Annotated in this window: 18 protein-coding genes; 9 read left to right on the forward strand and 9 right to left on the reverse strand. The window is 56.5% G+C overall.

Features of this window, described 5'->3' with window-relative positions; all coding sequences use genetic code 11:
• Positions 1-21 precede the first annotated feature (21 nt).
• A complete protein-coding gene (gene ruvA, locus ABD851_RS02515) occupies positions 22-606 on the reverse strand; it encodes a Holliday junction branch migration protein RuvA (RefSeq protein ID WP_344974828.1) in 585 nt (194 codons plus the stop codon).
• Positions 607-824: 218 nt separating this feature from the next.
• Here ruvA and ABD851_RS02520 point away from each other — a divergent pair, with 218 nt between their 5' ends.
• Positions 825-1,838 (forward strand): beta-ketoacyl-ACP synthase III, encoded by a 1,014-nt coding sequence (locus ABD851_RS02520; RefSeq protein WP_344974831.1) that lies wholly within the window; start codon positions 825-827, stop codon positions 1,836-1,838.
• A gap of 87 nt (positions 1,839-1,925) precedes the next feature.
• On the opposite strand, the gene dprA is transcribed toward ABD851_RS02520, so the two are convergent.
• Both dprA and ABD851_RS02530 read right to left on the reverse strand, forming a co-directional pair.
• The gene (dprA, locus tag ABD851_RS02525) at positions 1,926-3,050 is read right to left on the reverse strand and encodes a DNA-processing protein DprA (RefSeq protein ID WP_344974834.1); all 1,125 of its coding nucleotides are present in this window, start codon (positions 3,048-3,050) and stop codon (positions 1,926-1,928) included.
• Between the two features lie 73 nt (positions 3,051-3,123).
• Positions 3,124-5,058, reverse strand: coding sequence for an OmpA family protein (locus tag ABD851_RS02530; protein WP_344974837.1), 1,935 nt, complete (start codon positions 5,056-5,058; stop codon positions 3,124-3,126).
• 134 nt (positions 5,059-5,192) lie between these two features.
• Here ABD851_RS02530 and ABD851_RS02535 point away from each other — a divergent pair, with 134 nt between their 5' ends.
• Both ABD851_RS02535 and ABD851_RS02540 read left to right on the forward strand, forming a co-directional pair.
• Entirely contained in the window at positions 5,193-5,642 is a 450-nt protein-coding gene (locus ABD851_RS02535; RefSeq protein ID WP_344974840.1) for a MarR family winged helix-turn-helix transcriptional regulator, read from the forward strand.
• 128 nt (positions 5,643-5,770) lie between these two features.
• The gene (locus ABD851_RS02540) at positions 5,771-6,373 is read left to right on the forward strand and encodes an NADPH-dependent FMN reductase (protein WP_344974843.1); all 603 of its coding nucleotides are present in this window, start codon (positions 5,771-5,773) and stop codon (positions 6,371-6,373) included.
• 4 nt (positions 6,374-6,377) lie between these two features.
• Here the strand turns inward: ABD851_RS02540 and ABD851_RS02545 are convergent, their stop codons facing one another.
• The 4 genes from ABD851_RS02545 to pckA form a co-directional block, all read right to left on the reverse strand.
• On the reverse strand, positions 6,378-7,025 hold the full coding sequence (locus tag ABD851_RS02545; protein WP_344974846.1) for a 7-carboxy-7-deazaguanine synthase QueE: 648 nt from the start codon (positions 7,023-7,025) through the stop codon (positions 6,378-6,380).
• 34 nt (positions 7,026-7,059) lie between these two features.
• Positions 7,060-7,806: a DUF4397 domain-containing protein gene (locus ABD851_RS02550; protein ID WP_344974850.1), complete on the reverse strand. Its 747-nt coding sequence runs from the start codon at positions 7,804-7,806 to the stop codon at positions 7,060-7,062.
• A gap of 82 nt (positions 7,807-7,888) precedes the next feature.
• A complete protein-coding gene (locus ABD851_RS02555; protein WP_344974853.1) occupies positions 7,889-8,776 on the reverse strand; it encodes a bifunctional 5,10-methylenetetrahydrofolate dehydrogenase/5,10-methenyltetrahydrofolate cyclohydrolase in 888 nt (295 codons plus the stop codon).
• Between the two features lie 160 nt (positions 8,777-8,936).
• Positions 8,937-10,544, reverse strand: coding sequence for a phosphoenolpyruvate carboxykinase (ATP) (gene pckA, locus ABD851_RS02560; RefSeq protein ID WP_344974856.1), 1,608 nt, complete (start codon positions 10,542-10,544; stop codon positions 8,937-8,939).
• Between the two features lie 279 nt (positions 10,545-10,823).
• Here pckA and ABD851_RS02565 point away from each other — a divergent pair, with 279 nt between their 5' ends.
• From ABD851_RS02565 to rsmI, 6 genes are all read left to right on the forward strand, one after another.
• Positions 10,824-11,072, forward strand: coding sequence for a DUF6364 family protein (locus ABD851_RS02565; RefSeq protein WP_344974859.1), 249 nt, complete (start codon positions 10,824-10,826; stop codon positions 11,070-11,072).
• On the forward strand, positions 11,062-11,490 hold the full coding sequence (locus ABD851_RS02570) for a type II toxin-antitoxin system VapC family toxin (protein WP_344974862.1): 429 nt from the start codon (positions 11,062-11,064) through the stop codon (positions 11,488-11,490). The genes ABD851_RS02565 and ABD851_RS02570 overlap by 11 nt, the downstream gene beginning before the upstream one ends.
• Positions 11,491-11,567: 77 nt before the next feature.
• The gene (locus ABD851_RS02575; RefSeq protein WP_344974864.1) at positions 11,568-12,866 is read left to right on the forward strand and encodes an aminopeptidase P family protein; all 1,299 of its coding nucleotides are present in this window, start codon (positions 11,568-11,570) and stop codon (positions 12,864-12,866) included.
• Positions 12,867-12,869: 3 nt separating this feature from the next.
• Positions 12,870-13,640, forward strand: coding sequence for a CDP-alcohol phosphatidyltransferase family protein (locus ABD851_RS02580; protein WP_344974867.1), 771 nt, complete (start codon positions 12,870-12,872; stop codon positions 13,638-13,640).
• A gap of 68 nt (positions 13,641-13,708) precedes the next feature.
• Positions 13,709-13,957, forward strand: a complete 249-nt coding sequence (gene purS, locus ABD851_RS02585) for a phosphoribosylformylglycinamidine synthase subunit PurS (protein WP_344974870.1) — start codon at positions 13,709-13,711, stop codon at positions 13,955-13,957.
• A 3-nt stretch (positions 13,958-13,960) separates the two neighbouring features.
• On the forward strand, positions 13,961-14,632 hold the full coding sequence (rsmI, locus tag ABD851_RS02590; protein WP_344974873.1) for a 16S rRNA (cytidine(1402)-2'-O)-methyltransferase: 672 nt from the start codon (positions 13,961-13,963) through the stop codon (positions 14,630-14,632).
• 44 nt (positions 14,633-14,676) lie between these two features.
• On the opposite strand, the gene ABD851_RS02595 is transcribed toward rsmI, so the two are convergent.
• The gene (locus tag ABD851_RS02595; RefSeq protein WP_344974876.1) at positions 14,677-16,350 is read right to left on the reverse strand and encodes a glutamine--tRNA ligase/YqeY domain fusion protein; all 1,674 of its coding nucleotides are present in this window, start codon (positions 16,348-16,350) and stop codon (positions 14,677-14,679) included.
• Positions 16,351-16,418: 68 nt separating this feature from the next.
• The gene (locus ABD851_RS02600; RefSeq protein WP_344974879.1) at positions 16,419-17,291 is read right to left on the reverse strand and encodes an AraC family transcriptional regulator; all 873 of its coding nucleotides are present in this window, start codon (positions 17,289-17,291) and stop codon (positions 16,419-16,421) included.
• Between the last annotated feature and the right edge of the window lie 45 nt (positions 17,292-17,336).

Raw genomic sequence — 17,336 nt, forward strand, 5'->3', positions numbered from 1 at the left:
GGTTTTTACAAGTTAAACGAACTACATGCTTTTAAGTGAAAGCTTGATCAGTTCTTCCACTTGCTGCATACCAGGGGATGCCTTCATTGCTTTCTGAACCGCCGATTCGGCGGCGCTGCGGGCAATGCCCAGCGCCAGCAAAGCCTGGAGGGCGTCCGCCTGTAACGTACTGCGTGCGGAGGCCGGCATATGGGGGATTTCTTTTTGCTTCAGCACCTTATCCCTCAGCTCAAGGATGATGCGTTTTGCCGTTTTGGCCCCAATGCCTTTGACCCGCTCGAGTACCCCTTCATTTTCTTGTAGGATCGCTGCTTGTATTTCTTCAGGCTGCATGGATGAAAGTATCATCCTGGCCGTGGATGCACCTACCCCGGATACGGATAATAGTTGCAGGAAAACCTGTCTTTCGGATTCTTCAAAAAAGCCATATAAGGTGTGTGCATCTTCTTTTATATGCAAAAAAGTCAATAGCCGGCAACGTTCCAGATGCTGCAGCTGCGTATAGGTATGCAGGCTGATCAGTATTTCATATCCGACCCCGTTATTCTCCAAATACACCACCGCGGGCGATTTATAGGATAGCCTGCCTTCAATGTATGCGATCATGGATGCTGCCGGTTCGGTTAAAGTCCCGCAAAGTAACGAGAAAAAGAGTCAAATTCAGCATATTATACGCATATTCTGGGTAAATTATTTTACGGCTTGTATAAATTCCGGGATGTGGCTGTCTGACAGGGAAAACCCCGGCCTTCACAAAGAAAAATCAATTGATTACGCGTATTGGCGTAATTTTACGCCCTGACAAAAAAGCGAGGTATACATTCATGAACAAGCTTACTGCAGCCATTACAGCTGTCGGCGGCAATCTGCCGGACTACGTATTGACAAACAAGGAACTGGAAAATATGGTGGATACCAACGACGAATGGATACGCACGCGTACCGGTATCGAAGAGCGACGGATACTGAAGGGAGAAAACCAGGGTACTTCTGTGATGGCGGTTAAAGCGGTAAATGAATTGCTGCAGAAAAGAGGGATCGGCGCCGATGAGATAGACCTGTTGATCTGCGCCACCACTACGCCTGACATGGTATTCCCGGCTACGGCCAATATCATCTGCGACAAGGTGGGGGCCGTGAATGCCTGGGGCTTTGATCTGCAGGCTGCCTGCTCGGGCTTCATCTATGCGCTTACTACGGGGGCGAAATTTATCGAGGCGGGCATGCACAAAAAAGTGGTGGTAGTGGGAGCAGACAAGATGAGCGCGATCGTGGATTATACGGACCGGGCCACCTGTATCATCTTCGGGGACGGTGCCGGAGCGGTGCTGCTCGAGCCGGATACGGAAGGCTTCGGCGTGGTAGACAGCGTGCTCCGGAGCGACGGCTCGGGATGCGAATTCCTGCATATGAAAGCCGGCGGTTCCGCACGCCCGGCCTCGGCCGAAACAGTAGCCAACCATGAGCATTTTGTATACCAGGAAGGCAAGGCGGTCTTTCGCTTTGCCGTGACCCGGATGGCCGATGTGTCCTATGAGCTGATGCAGCGCAACGGACTGACGGCGGACGACGTCGCCTGGCTGGTACCGCACCAGGCCAATAAACGGATCATCGATGCTACGGCCGACCGTATGGGCCTGCCCCCAGAAAAGGTGATGCTCAATATCCAGCGCTACGGCAATACCACGGCAGCCACTATCCCGCTTTGTCTCCGGGACTGGGAAAAGCAGCTGAAGAGGGGAGACAACATCGTGCTGGCCGCCTTCGGCGGCGGCTTCACCTGGGGAGCGGTGTATGTAAAATGGGCATACTCTCCTGGGGTGAAAGGTGAAGGGTAAAAGGTAAAAGGGCATTTTAATGATTAGAGGCCGAAACCGGAAATAAGAAACTTCAGACCAGAAAGGCGCAGCATTGGCAACGGGACATCAGAAACCGGAAACAAGCGAATACAGTTTCCCCGGCAGCGCCTGTACGATATCCCGTATTTCGAGGTTGAGCATTGCCGTGGCAATGCGCGCAGGGGAGAGGCCGCTCTCCCGGGATATTTCGTCGATATGCAGCACCGGCTGCCGCTGCAGCAAAGCCAGCATCTTTTTTTCGTCTTCCCCGAATTTTTCGTCATCCCCGGTATCCCGGGGTCGTTCTTCCGGTTGCCCGGCTGTTTCCGGCACTTCCCATCCCATCAGCTCCAGCAGATCGGCCGCACCCGTGATCAGCGCCGCCTTGTTTTTGCGGATCAGATAATGACAACCGGCGGAGCGGGCATCGCCGACGCGGCCGGGAAAGGCAAAAACATCCCGGTTATAGCTGTTGGCCAGCTCGGCCGTGATCATTGAACCGCCGCGCAGCCCCGTTTCCACCACAATGGTGGCGTCGGCCATGCCGGCAACGATCCGGTTTCGCCGGGGAAAATTCCGTTTATCCGGCAGGGTGCCGCTCATGAAATCCGTCAGCAGCCCGCCCTGTTCCGGCATCTGCCGGGCCACGGCCTGGTGTGCCGGGGGATAGATCCGGTCCAGCCCGTGCGCCAATACGGCTATCGTGGGCAGGCCCGCTTCCAGCGCCGCCTTGTGGGCTGCGATATCGATACCGTAAGCCAATCCGCTGACGACAACTACCCCAACAGCCGCCAGCTCCCGGACCAGCTTCTCGCAAACGGCCTTACCGTAGGCCGTGCAGTACCGGGTGCCCACGATACCGACAACGGGCGCGTGGTTCAGGTCTGTATTTCCCCTGTAGTACAGCATCACCGGGCTGTCGTAACAGTTCCTGAGCTTTTCGGGGTAAGCGGCATCGGTGTAAAACAGGGGGTGGATACGGTAGCGCCGGAGAAAGGACATTTCTTCTTCCACCCGTTCGAAGTCATGGAACTGCCGGATGTTTTTGGCCCGGGAGGGGCCGATGCCCGGCGCCGCGCTCAGCAGCTTTTCGGGCGCCTCAAAGATATCGCGCGCTGTGGGAAAATGCTCCAGCAGGCTTCTGGCCAGCACGTCCCCGATATTGGGGACCAGGGTCAGCGCCAGCCGGTAGCGTAGTTCTTCGTCTGTCATAGCGGATGGGTTGGAGAATGAAGTTACCGAAAATCGAAAAGCCGCGGAATCAGCCCGGCGAAGGCAGCCCGGCTTATTGGCCGGTGATCAGAAATTCTGTGCGGCGGTTTCGGGCGCGGCCGGCCTCGGTGTCGTTGCCGGCGATGGGCTTCGTTTCCCCGAAGCCTTTGGCTTCCAGACGTCCCGCGGCGATACCGTGCCCCGTCAGGTAATCTACTACCGACTGCGCGCGGTGCTGGGAAAGCAGCAGGTTGTCCTCGTCGTTGCCGATGTTATCGGTATGCCCGCTGATCTGTATCCGCAGGCTGGGATTTTGCTGCAGCAGCTGCACCAGGCGATCCAGCTCCGTGCGGGATTCGGGTTTCAGATCGTACTTGTTGGTATCAAAAAAGATATTTTTCAGGATCATGCCGGCATTTACCCGGATGGTATCCAGCCCGATGTTGATCTGATAGGAGGTATCGGGCACCTGGTTCTTCAGGGGAAAGTTGTCGGAATAAAAAAGATAACCGGGACGGCCGACATTGAAGCCGTAGTTTTTTCCGACGGGAAGGGTCATCAGGTAGTTGCCCTGCCGGTCGGTGGGTACCCGGGAGATCGTTTTCCCGGAGTCCAGGTCCACCAGGTCCACCACAGAGGGCAGTCGCTCCCGGGTTTGCTTGTCATACACAAAGCCTTTTACAAAAAGGGTCTTTACCGGACGGGCTTCCGGATACAGCTCAAAGCGATAGATATCCAGCTGTCCCCGGCTGTCGGCCCGGTCCGAGGCCAGGTAGGCCGTTTTGCCGTCGGCCGCCACAAAAAGGCTGCCTTCGTGATCGATGGTGTTGATGGGATAGCCCAGGTTTTCCGGCTTCCCCCAGGAGCCGTCCGGGTTCTTGCGGGCAAAAAAGAGGTCCATATCTCCCATGCCGGGCAGTTCGCCGGAGGCAAAAAAGAGCGTTTGGTTGTCCGCATGGATAAAAGGACTGCTTTCATTGCCGGAGGTGTTGATACCCGGACCCAGGTTTTCGGGCTTGCTCCAGGTGCCGCCGGGGCGAAGGTGGCTGACATAGATATCGCTGCCGCCGTATCCGCCGGGGCGGTTGCTCACAAAGTAGAGATCGCGGTTGTCCGGCGAAAGACAGGGTTGCGTATCCCAGTATTCGGTATTGACCGGAGCGCCGATGTTCCGGGGCGTGGTCCATCCCGTAGCGGTGCGGACGGTATAAAAGATATCGCAGCTGCCATATCCGCCGGGGGTATTGCAAAGGGTGTAAAGCAGCAGCCTTCCGTCCTGCGAAATGGTCTGCGCCCCCTCGTTGAAAGTAGTGTTGACCGGCGTGCCGATGCTCAGCGCCTTGCTCCAGCTGCTGTCCGGCCGGAGATGGCTGAAGAAGAAATCTTCGTTATGTCCCTGCAGGTTGCGGGTGAAGACCAGGGTACGCTGGTCGATGGTCAGCGTAGGAAAATATTCCGCATCCCCCGTATTGATGCTGTCCCCCAGATTGATCGGGGAAAAGGGGATGTTTTTGCCGGTATATTGCTGTGCAAACGTAAAATGGCTCAGCCATTGTTCCGCCGTTTCCCGGTCCCGCCCGGAGGGATTTGTATTCAGATAAGCTTTTGTCAGGCGCAGGGCCAGCCCGAAATTCCCCGTGCCGGCAGCCGCTTTGGCGTACATGATCCAGCCGGACCGGAAGAAAGCGGAATCCAGCCGGAAGGCTTTTTCAAAAAAAGGCAGGGCTCTGGCATAGTCATGCTGCATATTGTAAATGGAGCCCAGCTTTGCATAGGCTTCCAGGTAGCCGGGATCGACGGCAACCGCCTGCTCCAGCCAGCGGACGGCTTCCGTACCGCCGGCGGAATAATCCAGGTATTGCTGCGCCTTATCATAATAGGCTTTGGCTTTTTTGGGCACGCCTGCGGGGTTGTACTGGGCATGCAGATTCGTATACATCAGCAGCAGTAGCGCCCATCCATACCGTCTGAGGGAAGCGGTGATTTTCCTGTCGATATGTGCTTTCATGTACCGTCAGTGTTAGGAACAAGCGGAGGAGGTTGCAGCCGCTTAAAATTAGGACAATTTACCGCCTTCCCAATTTTTTTTGCCGGATATGGAAAACCGGCTACCTTTGTTGTGCATACAACTGTTGTAGTAGTATGAAACTGGAAACAGCCATACGGCAGAAAGCATTTGAAAGCGAGCAGCAAAAGGCGTCGCTGAACGTGATGTATACCGGCAACTGGCTGAACGCGCAGACCAACCGGCTGCTCAAGCCTTTTGGCCTGTCTCATCAGCAGCTGAACGTGCTGCGTATCCTGAGGGGGGCCGGAAGCGGCACCAATCTTTGTGAGATACAGGAGCGGATGCTGGACCGGATGAGTAACTCCACGCGGCTGGTGGAAAAGTTGCGGCTGAAAGGACTGGTCACACGGGACGCCTGTCCGGAAAACCGCCGGAAGGTGGATATCCGGATCACGCAAAAGGGTTTGGAGCTGCTCGGTGGCATTGACGGCGCCATACGGCAGATGCACGAAGGCATGTGTACCCGTATCAGCGCGAAGGAAGCGGCCCAGCTAAATGCGCTGCTCGAGAAGATGAGAAAATAAATTTTTTTACCTCAAATGTTGTATAGACAATAATCGTTTGGATATTTATCAGCAGCCCGGCATGATCATATTTCGCAAGGGGTATAGGCATGCCGGGGTCAACACTTCAAAACAAAAACAGTAAACCGATGAAAATCGCAATTATCCTGGGCAGTATCCGTATCGGCCGCCGGTCTCATCATGTAGCGGCCTATTTGCAGCAGCGTCTTTCGCAGTTCAGGGGCGTGGAGGCGGAGGTCATTGACCCGGCAGAGCATGCCCTTCCCCTGATGGACGAACGTTATGGCATGCATCCCAGTCCTTCCGAGCTCCTGCTTTTCCTGGGTGAAAAGATCAAGGCAGCCGATGCCTATATCCTGCTGAGCCCGGAATACAACGGCAGCTATTCGGGCGTGCTGAAGAATGTGGTAGATTATTTTGGCCGGCAGATGAGCGGTAAGCCCATCGGTGTGACCACCGTATCCGGCGGCAGGCTGGGCGGTATTAACGCTTCCCATCACCTCCAGAGCCTGGTGTTATCCATACAGGCTTATCCGCAGCCCCAGAAGCTGCTCGTATCCCAGGTGCAGGACCTGTTTGACGAAGCCGGTCAGGTAATACAGGAGAGCTTTGTTGCCCAGGTCGACAGCTATCTAAAGGCATTTCTGCCCTTCGCCCATGCGCTGGTCGGATCCCGCAGGGATCCCTGGTTACCGGAGACCATTGACGATTCCGCGGCCGTTAACGCTTAAGGCGTCAGGGTACGTTGATATACTTATGAAGCTGGAGGGAGAGCTCCCACTGCGGGTTTGCCTTGATGTATTCGATGATCAGCGGCAGCATCTGTTCCCGCCGGCTCCATTCCGGCTGCAGATACAGCCTGCAGGAAGGACTTACCCGGGCTGCATGTTCCTCGGCCCAGGCCAGATCGGTCCGGTGATAAACGACTACTTTCAGCTCCTGCGCATGGCCATAGGCCTCGGGGAGCGGGGCCTTGAATTTTTTCGGTGAAAGACATACCCAATCCCAATCTCCGCTGAAGGGGGCGGTGCCGGATGTTTCGATATGGATGCGAAAACCCCGCCGGTGCAGGGCCTCGCAAAGGTCGCCAAGGGGATGCAGGAGCGGCTCCCCGCCGGTGACGACAGCCAGGCGTCCGGGATGAGCGGCCGCTTCCGCCGCCATATCGCTTACGGACACCTGTGGATGCTTATCAGCATCCCAGCTTTCTTTTACATCACACCATACACAGCCCACATCACAGCCGCCCAGGCGGATAAAATAAGCGGCGCTGCCCTGGTAAAAACCTTCGCCCTGCAGCGTATAGAAGGCCTCCATCAGCGGAAGAAAAGCGCCGGGTGCGGCGGTCCGCTCCGCCGGGGTTATGTCCGGGAAAATATCCATGCTGCAAAGGTAAGAAAGGATCGCTTGCCGCCCGCTATTCCGCTGCTTTGGGGGCGTTATCGGCCGTTGAATCGAGTGTCAGCATAGCGTTCGGTATATACCTGATCTGCACGCTGTCGTTGCCCGTTCCGGCGGGATGGCCGGTCAGCAGCAGGGTATAGACTTTTCTTTCTTCCACCGCGATGGTCCGGCTGGTATGGATGTCCCCTCCGTCATTTACATCGATGGTGATGGCGCCGGTATCGATGGCGGTAAAATCCGAGACGGTGTTAAAGGCGGGATGATCGGAGATCAGCTCTCCCTTCCCGTTGCTGACCGTAACGGCAGGACTGCCCGAGCCGGGAATGGCGTTGATGTAGCGGATATAGGATTTTCCGGCCTGTCCGGACAGGCTGTCCAGCCCGTCTTCGACCACAATGTTATAAAAGGCATCGCCCATGCCGGTCACAAACAGCGAATAGTATTTGTCGGGCTGATAAGTAGGGGTATCCACCGCCAGCGATTCTCCTGTGGCGGCATCGTAGGATTCGGTATATCTTTTCCCGGGGAAGACGGCCAGGTAGCCGCCGGTATAGCTCATGTAGGGGAGCGGGTTCAGCTCGTTGCCCGATAAGGCAACCCCGACAACGGGCTTGTCCGGCGCCAGGTTGAAGGCCATTAATCCCGCTACCTTTGGTCTTACATGATCATCGTCGTCGTGGCAGGAAGCAAGAAATACCGAGACGGTTAAGCAGATCCCCAGCAGCCATAGCAGGCGGGAACCGGATAGGAAACGTTTCATAGTATTCGGTTTTTTTCACAGATAGAAAATCAGACGGGATTACTAAGATAAGGAAAAATGAGCAGAACCGGCTGCGTCTTCCTCAGCGCCCGGCTTCCAGACGGGCTATGGCCGCATGGAAGGTGTTCTTCAGCAAGGCGGCCCGCGTCATGGGACCTACCCCGCCGGGCACCGGTGTGATAAAGCTGCAGCGGGGCGCCACTTCATCGAACTTTACATCCCCGACCAGCCGGAACCCCGATTTTTTGCTGTCGTCTGCTACCCGGGTAATGCCCACATCGATGACCACGGCCCCGGACTTTACCATATCTGCCGTGACAAACTCCGCTTTGCCCAGCGCCGCTACGATGATATCGGCCTGCAGGCACAGCTCCTTCAGGTTATGCGTATGGGAGTGGCAGAGGGTGACGGTACAGTTGCCGTAAGGGGTATTCCGGCTCAGCAAGATGCTCATGGGGGTGCCCACGATATGGCTGCGGCCGATCACCACGGCGTGCTTGCCCCGGGTGGGCACCTGGTAATGTTCCAGCATCAGCATAATGCCATAGGGGGTAGCCGGGATAAAGGTCGGCAAGTTGTTGACCATCCTGCCGAGGCTGACGGGATGAAAGCCGTCCACATCCTTCTCGGGGGCGATGCTGTTGATGACGGCCTCTTCTTCGATATGCCGGGGCAGCGGCAGCTGCACCAGGATGCCGTCTATCGCCGGGTTGTCGTTCAGCAGGGCAATCTGGTCCAGCAGGTTCTTCTGGGAGATGGCGGCGTCGAAGCGCAGCAGCGTAGAGTCGAACCCGACCTCGGCACAGTCTTTTACCTTGGCGGCCACATACGTTTCGCTGGCGCCGTCATTGCCCACGAGGATAGCGGCCAGGTGGGGCGTCTTTTTTCCCTGAAGCCGCAGGATTTCGGCTTCTTGTCTGATCGCTTCTTTGATAGCCGCGGAAACGATCTTACCGTCTAAGAGTTGCATGGCGCAAACCTACGCTAATTCAGGGAATGTGCAAACAGTTGCGGAATACAGGCGCTGCGGCGGCAGGCGATGACAGGGCGCGGGGAAGATAAGCGGCGGAACACTAAACGGCGAAGCGATAAAAAAAGGCAGGGCTCGACAACCCCGCCGTATGCGCTAATCAAAAAAAGAGATGGGGGGCGCCGTTCCGTATGCGGGAGCCGGCATGTCCCTCGTATTTTTTAAAATTGTTTATAAACAGGCCGGCCAGCCGACCGGCCTGTTTGTCGTAAGAGGACGGATTTTTCCAGGTATTGCGCGGATCGAGCAGGGCTGCGGGTACGCCGGGGCAGACGGTGGGCATAGCGGTTCCGAATACCGGATGCCGGGTATAGGACATGGTATCCAGCCGTCCTTCCAGCGCGGCGGTGATCATAGCCCGCGTATACGATAGGGGAATACGGGTACCGCTGCCGTAACCTCCGCCGGTCCAGCCCGTATTGACCAGCCAGCATTGTACCCGGTGTCGCCGGATACGCTCGCCCAGCAGGGCGGCGTACCGGGCAGGGTGCAGCGGTAGAAACGGAGCGCCGAAGCAGGCGCTGAAGGTGGCGCTGGGCTCGGTGACACCCGTTTCGGTGCCGGCTACTTTGGCCGTATAGCCGGAAAGGAACTGGTACATGGCCTGACCTTCATCCAGCCGTGCTATGGGCGGCAGCACACCATAGGCATCGCAGGCCAGGAAAAAGATATGACGGGGATGCGACCCCGACGGGGGCTTGGCGGCATCCTCAATATGATACAGCGGATAGCTGACCCGCGTATTTTCGGTGATGGCCCGGTCGGCATAATCCACTTCGCGGCTTCCCGGGAAGAACCGCACGTTCTCCAGCAGCGCTCCATGCCGGATGGCCCGGAATATCTGCGGCTCTTTTTCGATGTTCAGGTCAATACATTTGGCATAACAGCCGCCTTCGAAATTGAACACCCCTTCATCCGACCAGCCGTGCTCGTCGTCCCCGATCAGCTGCCGGTGCGGATCGGTGCTCAGGGTGGTTTTGCCCGTGCCGCTCAATCCGAAGAAAAGAGCGGTATCCCCCTGTCTGCCGCGATTGGCCGAGCAATGCATGCTCAGCACGCCCTTCGCCGGCAACAGGTAGTTCAGTACGGAGAAAATGCTTTTTTTGATCTCTCCGGTATAGGCGGTGCCCCCGATGAGGATGACCCGTTTGCCAAAGTTGAGAATGACAAAGTTGGCGTCCGCCGTGCCGTCCGCTGCGGGATCGGCCCGGAAGCCGGGCGCGTGCAGCACCGTCCAGTCCGGCGTAAACATTTTCGCTTCAGGGGCGCCGGGGCGTCCGAACATATTGTAGCAAAAAAGGCTTCCCGAAGGTTGCTCCGTAACCACGCGCAGCTGCAGCCGGTAGCGGGGATCGGCGCATACATAGCTGTCCCGCACCCAAAGATCCTGCCGGCTGAGATAGGCGCAGACCTGCTGCTGCAGCCCGTCGAACCGCCGGGCATCAAAAGGCCGGTTGATCTCGTTCCAGTCGACAGTCTCTGCGGTGTCTGCGTCTTTTACGATAAAGCGGTCGCGGGGCGAACGGCCGGTAAATTTCCCCGTATGGATAACGAGGGCGCCCGAGCTGCTCAGCTGTCCTTCTTCCCGTATAAGCGTCTGCGTTATTAATTCCTCCGGCAGCGTCTGTGTATATACCTGTGTATCGTCGCCGGGGTATAGTCCCAGGTAATCCAGCGAAAGGGGGGATGGAGATAAAGTTGCCTGCATACCGAGTTGTTTGGATCAGGGCAAAGATATCGTTTTTTGGAAAATATCAAATTTACATCTTGTTTAAAAGATTGTTTTTTGATAAAATTTAATTTAAAAAGAAATTTTTGGTTAAAATTGCAAAATCTGGGCATATGGGCAAAAGCCCGTTACGGGATGGTCGAAAGGAAACCACATTTGTAAAGAACGTCAATAGTTTGGTGTGCGCATTTTGAGAAAATATGCGTATATTTGTTCAGGGAAGCGAGGCCAACCACAAAAAAATGAAATATTTAATGTATGAAAGCAAGGTTGAACATTACGATTGAGGAAAGCCTCCTGGAAAGGGCAAAAGTATATGCCATGAAGAAGCGGGTGAGCTTATCCAGCCTGGTCGGAGATTATCTGGAAGCGATCGTCCATGCATCTCCCAGGCGAAAGACTATCGTGGATATGGTGGATAAGCTGGAGCCCGATCCCGAAGTGATTGCTGAAAGCAGCCGGCAAGCAGCATTTTACGAAAGCCAGAAGGAGAAATATGGTTTTTAAAATATTTATTGATGCGAACGTCCTGCTGGATTTTACCCTGAAACGGGATAATTATACCCGTGCCCGGGAGCTTTTTAAGCTGGTGATTCATCAGGAAGTAAGCGCCTCCATTACCCCCGCCATTCTGCATATAGCGGGTTACTGGCTTACCAAAGCCTATGGAGCGGCTAAGGCCAAAGATATCTTATTGGAATTGCTGTCAGACGTACGTGTAATAGATGCTCCGCACGAAACGGCGCTTGCCGCGCTGCACTCCCGCATGACCGATATCGAAGATGCATTACAATATTATACAGCGCTGCATCATCAGCTCAACTGCTTTATCAGCGGCGATAAGCTGCTCAAAAAAGCGGCCATCGCATCCTTGCCGGTTTATACAATTGATGAATTTCTGGATAGCCGGCCGCCTTTAGGGTAGCTTGATGATTAAACACTAACGTATTGCGGCTGCTCAAAGCTTGCGACGGAAGCAGCTTTTAAAATAAATATTAACAGATGAAATACCTGCCCCTTGATCCCCGCCTGTTTATCGAGAACCGGAAACGTTTTGTGCGACAGATGCTGCCGCATGCGCTGGCGGTATTCAATTCCAACGACGAGGTTACCAGCAACGGTGACGCCCTCTATAAGTTCAAGCAGAACGCGGATCTCTACTGGCTTTCGGGTATCGACCAGGAAGATACCCAGCTGGTCTTTTATCCCGGCAATCCCGATCCCCGTTACCGGGAGGTGCTGGTGCTCAGGCGTCCCGATCCCCTGAAGGAGAAATGGGACGGCCACCGGCTTACCGCCGCCGAAGGCACGACGATCTCCGGGATACAGACGGTGGTATGGCTGGACGAGCTGGAGGGCCTTCTGCAACGCTGGGTGCACGAGGTGGAGGAGATTTATCTGAATACCAATGAGAACGACCGGAAGGCCGATACGCCGCCCACGCGCGATTACCGCTATGCGGCGCAGCTGCGGGAGCGCTTCCCCCTGCACCGGTACCACCGGGCCGCGCCCATCCTGAAAACCCTCCGCTCGGTAAAGACAAAATACGAGATCGCCGTGATGCAGCAGGCCATGGATATCACGGAAGATACGTTCCGGCATCTCCTGCGGTTTATCCGGCCCGGCGTATGGGAACACGAGATCCATGCGGAGATCCTGCACCAGTTTCTCCGGCAGCGGGCCACGGGAGAAGCTTACGCTTCCATCATCGCCAGCGGCGACCGGGCGCGGACCCTGCACTACGTGTACAACAACCAGGAATGCAAAAGCGGGGAAGTCATCCTGATGGATTTTGGCGCCGAGTACGGCGGCTACTGTGCGGACCTCACCCGCAGCGTGCCGGTGAACGGCAGGTTTACCAAACGGCAAAAAGAGGTATACAACGCCTGTCTGCATCTGCACAACTATGCCAGGAAGCTGCTGAAACCGGGGCTGACCATCGCCGCTTATCATGCCGAAGTAGGGAAGGAGGCGGAGAAGACCTTTGTAAAGATCGGGCTGCTGGATAAAGCGGATATCAAAAACCAGGACCCTGCAGCGCCGGCTTACCGGAAATACCTCTATCACGGCATTTCGCACTACCTGGGCGTGGATGTGCATGACCTGGGGCCTTCCTTTTCGTACCCCATTCCCGACGGCGCCGTTCTCACGGTGGAGCCCGGCATTTATATCGAAGAAGAGCAGCTGGGTATCCGCATCGAAAACAATGTATGGGTCAAAAAAGGCGGCAACGTCGACCTGATGAAAAACATCCCTATCGAAGCCGGCGATATCGAGCGGCTGATGCAACGATCTTCCTGAGCCATGAAGCAACTTCCCAATATCCTGACGCTGGCCAATCTTTTTTGCGGGGCGCTGGCGCTGGTCTTTATCCTGCAGTCTCCCGGCTTTATCGCAAGCTATAACGGAGAGGACTATATGATCACCGTGCCTCCGCCGATCTGCCAGGCCGTTGTGCTGATCGGGATAGCGGCGGTATTTGATTTCTTTGACGGGCTGGCCGCCCGCCTGCTGAAGGTGCAGTCGCCCATGGGCCGGGAGCTGGATTCGCTGGCCGATGTGGTGACTTTTGGCGTAGCCCCCGGCATGATCCTGTACCAGCTGCTGCGCAGCGCATACATGATGCAGCCCGGCGCCATGGAAGTGAGCCTGGTCAACGTGGCGGTAGCGCTGCTGCTGCCCTGTTTTGCCGCCTACCGGCTGGCCAGGTTCAACCTCGACGAGCGGCAGACGCAACACTTTATCGGCGTCCCCACGCCGGCGGTGGGCCTGCTGGTGGCCTCCTTTCCGCTGATCCTGCTGTACAACAGCGCTGGCCTGGCGCCCTGGCTGCAGCGTGTCTGGGTGCTGTATGCGCTGATCGCCCTGCTCTGTTTCCTGATGGTCTGCAATCTGCCTTTTTTCAGCCTGAAGCTGAAGCGGCTGTCCTGGAAGGAAAACAGGCTGCGATACCTCTTCCTGCTGCTGACGCTGCTGGCGATACCGCTGCTGAAATGGGCGGCTGTGCCCTTTGCCTTTGCGCTGTACGTGGCGCTGTCGCTGGGGAAGCATTTCTTTTCTCCCGGCCCCGAATAGGCTGCCGTTCCGGAAAGGAGGTTGGCGAGCCTGGAAGCGTTGTCTTATCTTTGCTGCAAATTCACCGTATGACCTTTACCGCACAAATTGATATCATGCCCCTGAAAGAGTTGCTGGACCCGCAGGGAAAGGCCGTTATGGGCGGGCTGACGCGCCTGGGCCTGGGGCAGATCACGGATGTCCGCATCGGCAAGCACATTACCCTGCAGCTGGAAGCGGCCGACAGGGAAGCTGCGCTGCAGCAGGCAGAGGATGCCTGCCGGAAGCTGCTGGCCAATCCCGTGATGGAATATTTTGAAGTGCACATCGTGGAATAAAGAATGCTGTATCTCGTTCCTTCTCCTATCGGTAACCTGGGGGATATTACCTACCGGGCGGTGGAGGTGTTACGGACGGCAGACCTCATCCTTGCCGAAGATACCCGTACTTCCGCCGTGCTGCTTCGCCACTACGGCATCGGGCAGCCCCTGACCGCCTATCATCAGCACAATGAGCACCGTATCGTGGATGGACTGGTGGAGCAGCTGAAGGCGGGCAAGACCATGGCGCTGCTGACCGATGCGGGTACGCCGGGCGTGTCCGATCCCGGCTTTCTGCTGGTGCGGGCCGCCGTTCGCGCAGATATACAGGTGACCTGCCTGCCCGGCGCCACGGCTTTTGTACCGGCGCTGGTCAACAGCGGTATCCCGATGAACCGGTTTGTCTTTGAAGGCTTTCTGCCCCTTAAGAAAGGCCGCCAGACCCTGCTGAAACAGCTGGCGGAGGAATCCCGTACCCTCGTGCTGTACGAATCTCCCCTGCGGTTGCTGAAGACCCTGGCCGAGCTGATCACCTGGCTGGGCGCAGACCGTCCCTGCTGTGTCAGCCGGGAGCTGACCAAGCTGTTCGAAGAGAACCGCCGCGGTACCCTGCAGGAGGTACACGATTATTTCCGGGAAAAAGGCAGCGTCAAGGGCGAGATCGTGATCGTGGTGGGCCCCCCAGCCCCCTGAAGGGGGTGAGGTGAAGGATTAAAGGCAAAAGGTAAAAGGCGCCTTTAACCCTTCGCCTTTAACCTTTCACCTTGTTTACTCCAGGTATCCTTCAGCGTAACGGTACGGTTGAACACCGGCTTGCCCGGAGCGGAATCGCGGTCCGCACAGAAGTATCCTTTCCGCATAAACTGGAAACGGTCGCCCGGCTGTGCTTCGGCCAGGGCCGGCTCTATAACGGCCTCCGGGATCACCTGCAGCGAATCGGGGTTCAGACAGGCTTTGAAATCTTCGGTGGCGGCAGGGTCTTCGGTGCTGAACAACCGGTCGTACAGCCTCACTTCCGCGGTACAGGCATGCGCCGCGCTTACCCAGTGGATGGTGCCCTTTACCTTGAAACCGCTGTTGTCCTGCCCGCTTCTGCTTTCGGGATAGTACGTACAGTATATCTCCGTGATATTTCCCTCCGCATCTTTCTTGAAATCATCGCAGCGGATGATATAGGCGCTTTTTAAACGTACGGCGAGGCCCGGTCCCAGGCGGAAGAATTTTTTGGCGGGATTTTCCATGAAGTCCTCGCGCTCTATCCACAGGGTACGGCCGAAAGGCAGCTTGCGCGAACCGGCCTCCGGGTCCTCGGGATTGTTTTCCGATTCCAGCCATTCTTCCTGTCCCTCCGGGTAATTGGTAAGGACAAGCTTTACCGGCTCGAGCACGGCCATTACGCGGTTGGCCGTCCGGTTGAGCTCTTCACGGATGCAGAATTCCAGCAGACCCACATCGATGAGGTTATCCCGTTTCTGGATGCCGACCTTATCCCAGAAGCTGCGGATGCTGGAAGGCGTATAGCCCCGGCGGCGGAGCGCGCTGACGGTGGGCATACGGGGATCGTCCCAGCCGGATACGTATTTTTCACGTACCAGCTGGAGCAGCATGCGTTTGCTCATCACTGTATAGCTGAGGTTGCCCCGGGCAAATTCGTACTGGCGGGAGGGGAATATTTCCAGCTTTTCGATCAGCCAGTCGTACAGCGGCCGGTGGGTGGCGAATTCCAGTGTGCAGATGGAATGCGTCACCCCTTCGATGCTGTCGCTCTGTCCGTGTGCAAAATCATACATGGGGTAAATGCACCAGGCATCGCCCGTGCGGTGATGGCTGGCGTGTTTGATACGGTACAGCACCGGGTCGCGCAGGTGCATATTGGAAGAGGCCATGTCTATTTTGGCCCGCAGCACCTTCTCCCCGTCTTTGAACTCGCCTTTGCGCATGCGCTCGAAGAGATCCAGGTTTTCTGCCACACTGCGGCCGCGCCGCGGACTTTCGACACCGGGCTTGGTGGGAGTGCCTTTCTGCTCGGCTATCTCGGCTGCCGAGGCATCGTCTACAAAGGCAAGTCCTTTACGGATCAGACGGATGGCATATTCGTAGAGGGTTTCAAAATAGTCGGAGGTATAGCATTCTTTTTCCCATTCGAACCCGAGCCAGCGGATGTCTGTTTTGATGGCCTCCACGTATTCGGTTTCTTCGGTGACGGGGTTGGTATCGTCGAAGCGGAGGTTGGTCTTGCCGCCGTATTTGTGTGCGAGGCCGAAGTTCAGGCAGATCGACTTGGCATGTCCGATATGCAGGTATCCGTTGGGCTCCGGCGGAAAACGGGTCAGGATGCTTTTGTATTTACCGTCGCGCAGGTCCGCTTCAATGATTTCCTCGATAAAGTTCAGGGATTTTTCTTCGCTCATGTGCTTGACTTGATCAGACTGCAAATGTAGGATAACAGAAGTAAAGACAGGTGATTTGATGGAAGGGCTTACGGGGTTTCTTCCCCGCCGAACGCTTTCCGGTAATGCAGCGGGCTGCACTGCCAGCGTTGCCGGAACATCCTGTTGAAATGGGATACGTCCCCGAAACCGCTTTCGTAACAGATAGCGGATACCGGCTTGTCGGTACCAGCCAGCTGCTGTGCGGCATAGTTCAGCCGGTAGGCCGTGACCGTTTCCACGAATGTCCTGCGCGTGGCCCTTTTGAAATATTTGCAGAAGGCCGAGGGGGTCATCCCCGCGATGGCGGCGGCCTGTCCCAGGCTCACCGGCTGCCGGAAATTTTCCACCAGGTAGGCCATCACCGCGCCGATCCTTTTCCGGTCGGCGGGGGATTGTTCCGTGGGCCGCTCTCCGGGATTCAGCAGGGTATATTCTCCGGACCCTGCCAGGATATCGAGGATGTCCAGCAAGCCGATCAGCTGCCGGAAAGGGCTGTTTTCCCCGGCCAGCCGCTTCATCCGCACCGCAACGACGCTGCGGGCTCTGCCTCCGAACCGGATGCCGCCGCTGCTTTTTTGCAGCAGCTCTCGGACCGGCGCTGCGGTAGCTTTTGAGAAAAAGTCCGCACCCGCGAAGTCGGCGGCAAACTGTATCACCAGCGCTCCGGCTTCGGCATTGCTTTCCGCCGGTGTGGTTTTCCAGCAATGCGGCAGGTTGGCCCCCAGCAGCACGAGATCGCCCCTGTCGTAGTCCTCCATGCTGTGTCCCACATACCGCTTGCCCCTTCCGTTCACGATAAAGGTGAGCTCCAGCTCCGGGTGAAAATGATAAGGCGCGCGGAAACCATCCGCGCTGAAGCGACGGACCAGCAGGGCGCCATCCTCCGTATGCGGGAGCGCTTCATAAGCTGCTTTCAGCATAGGTGTTTTTTGATATAAAAATAGCCTTTCTATTCGTAGTACGAC

It is taken from the genome of Compostibacter hankyongensis (assembly GCF_039541075.1).
Lineage (GTDB): Bacteria > Bacteroidota > Bacteroidia > Chitinophagales > Chitinophagaceae > Compostibacter > Compostibacter hankyongensis.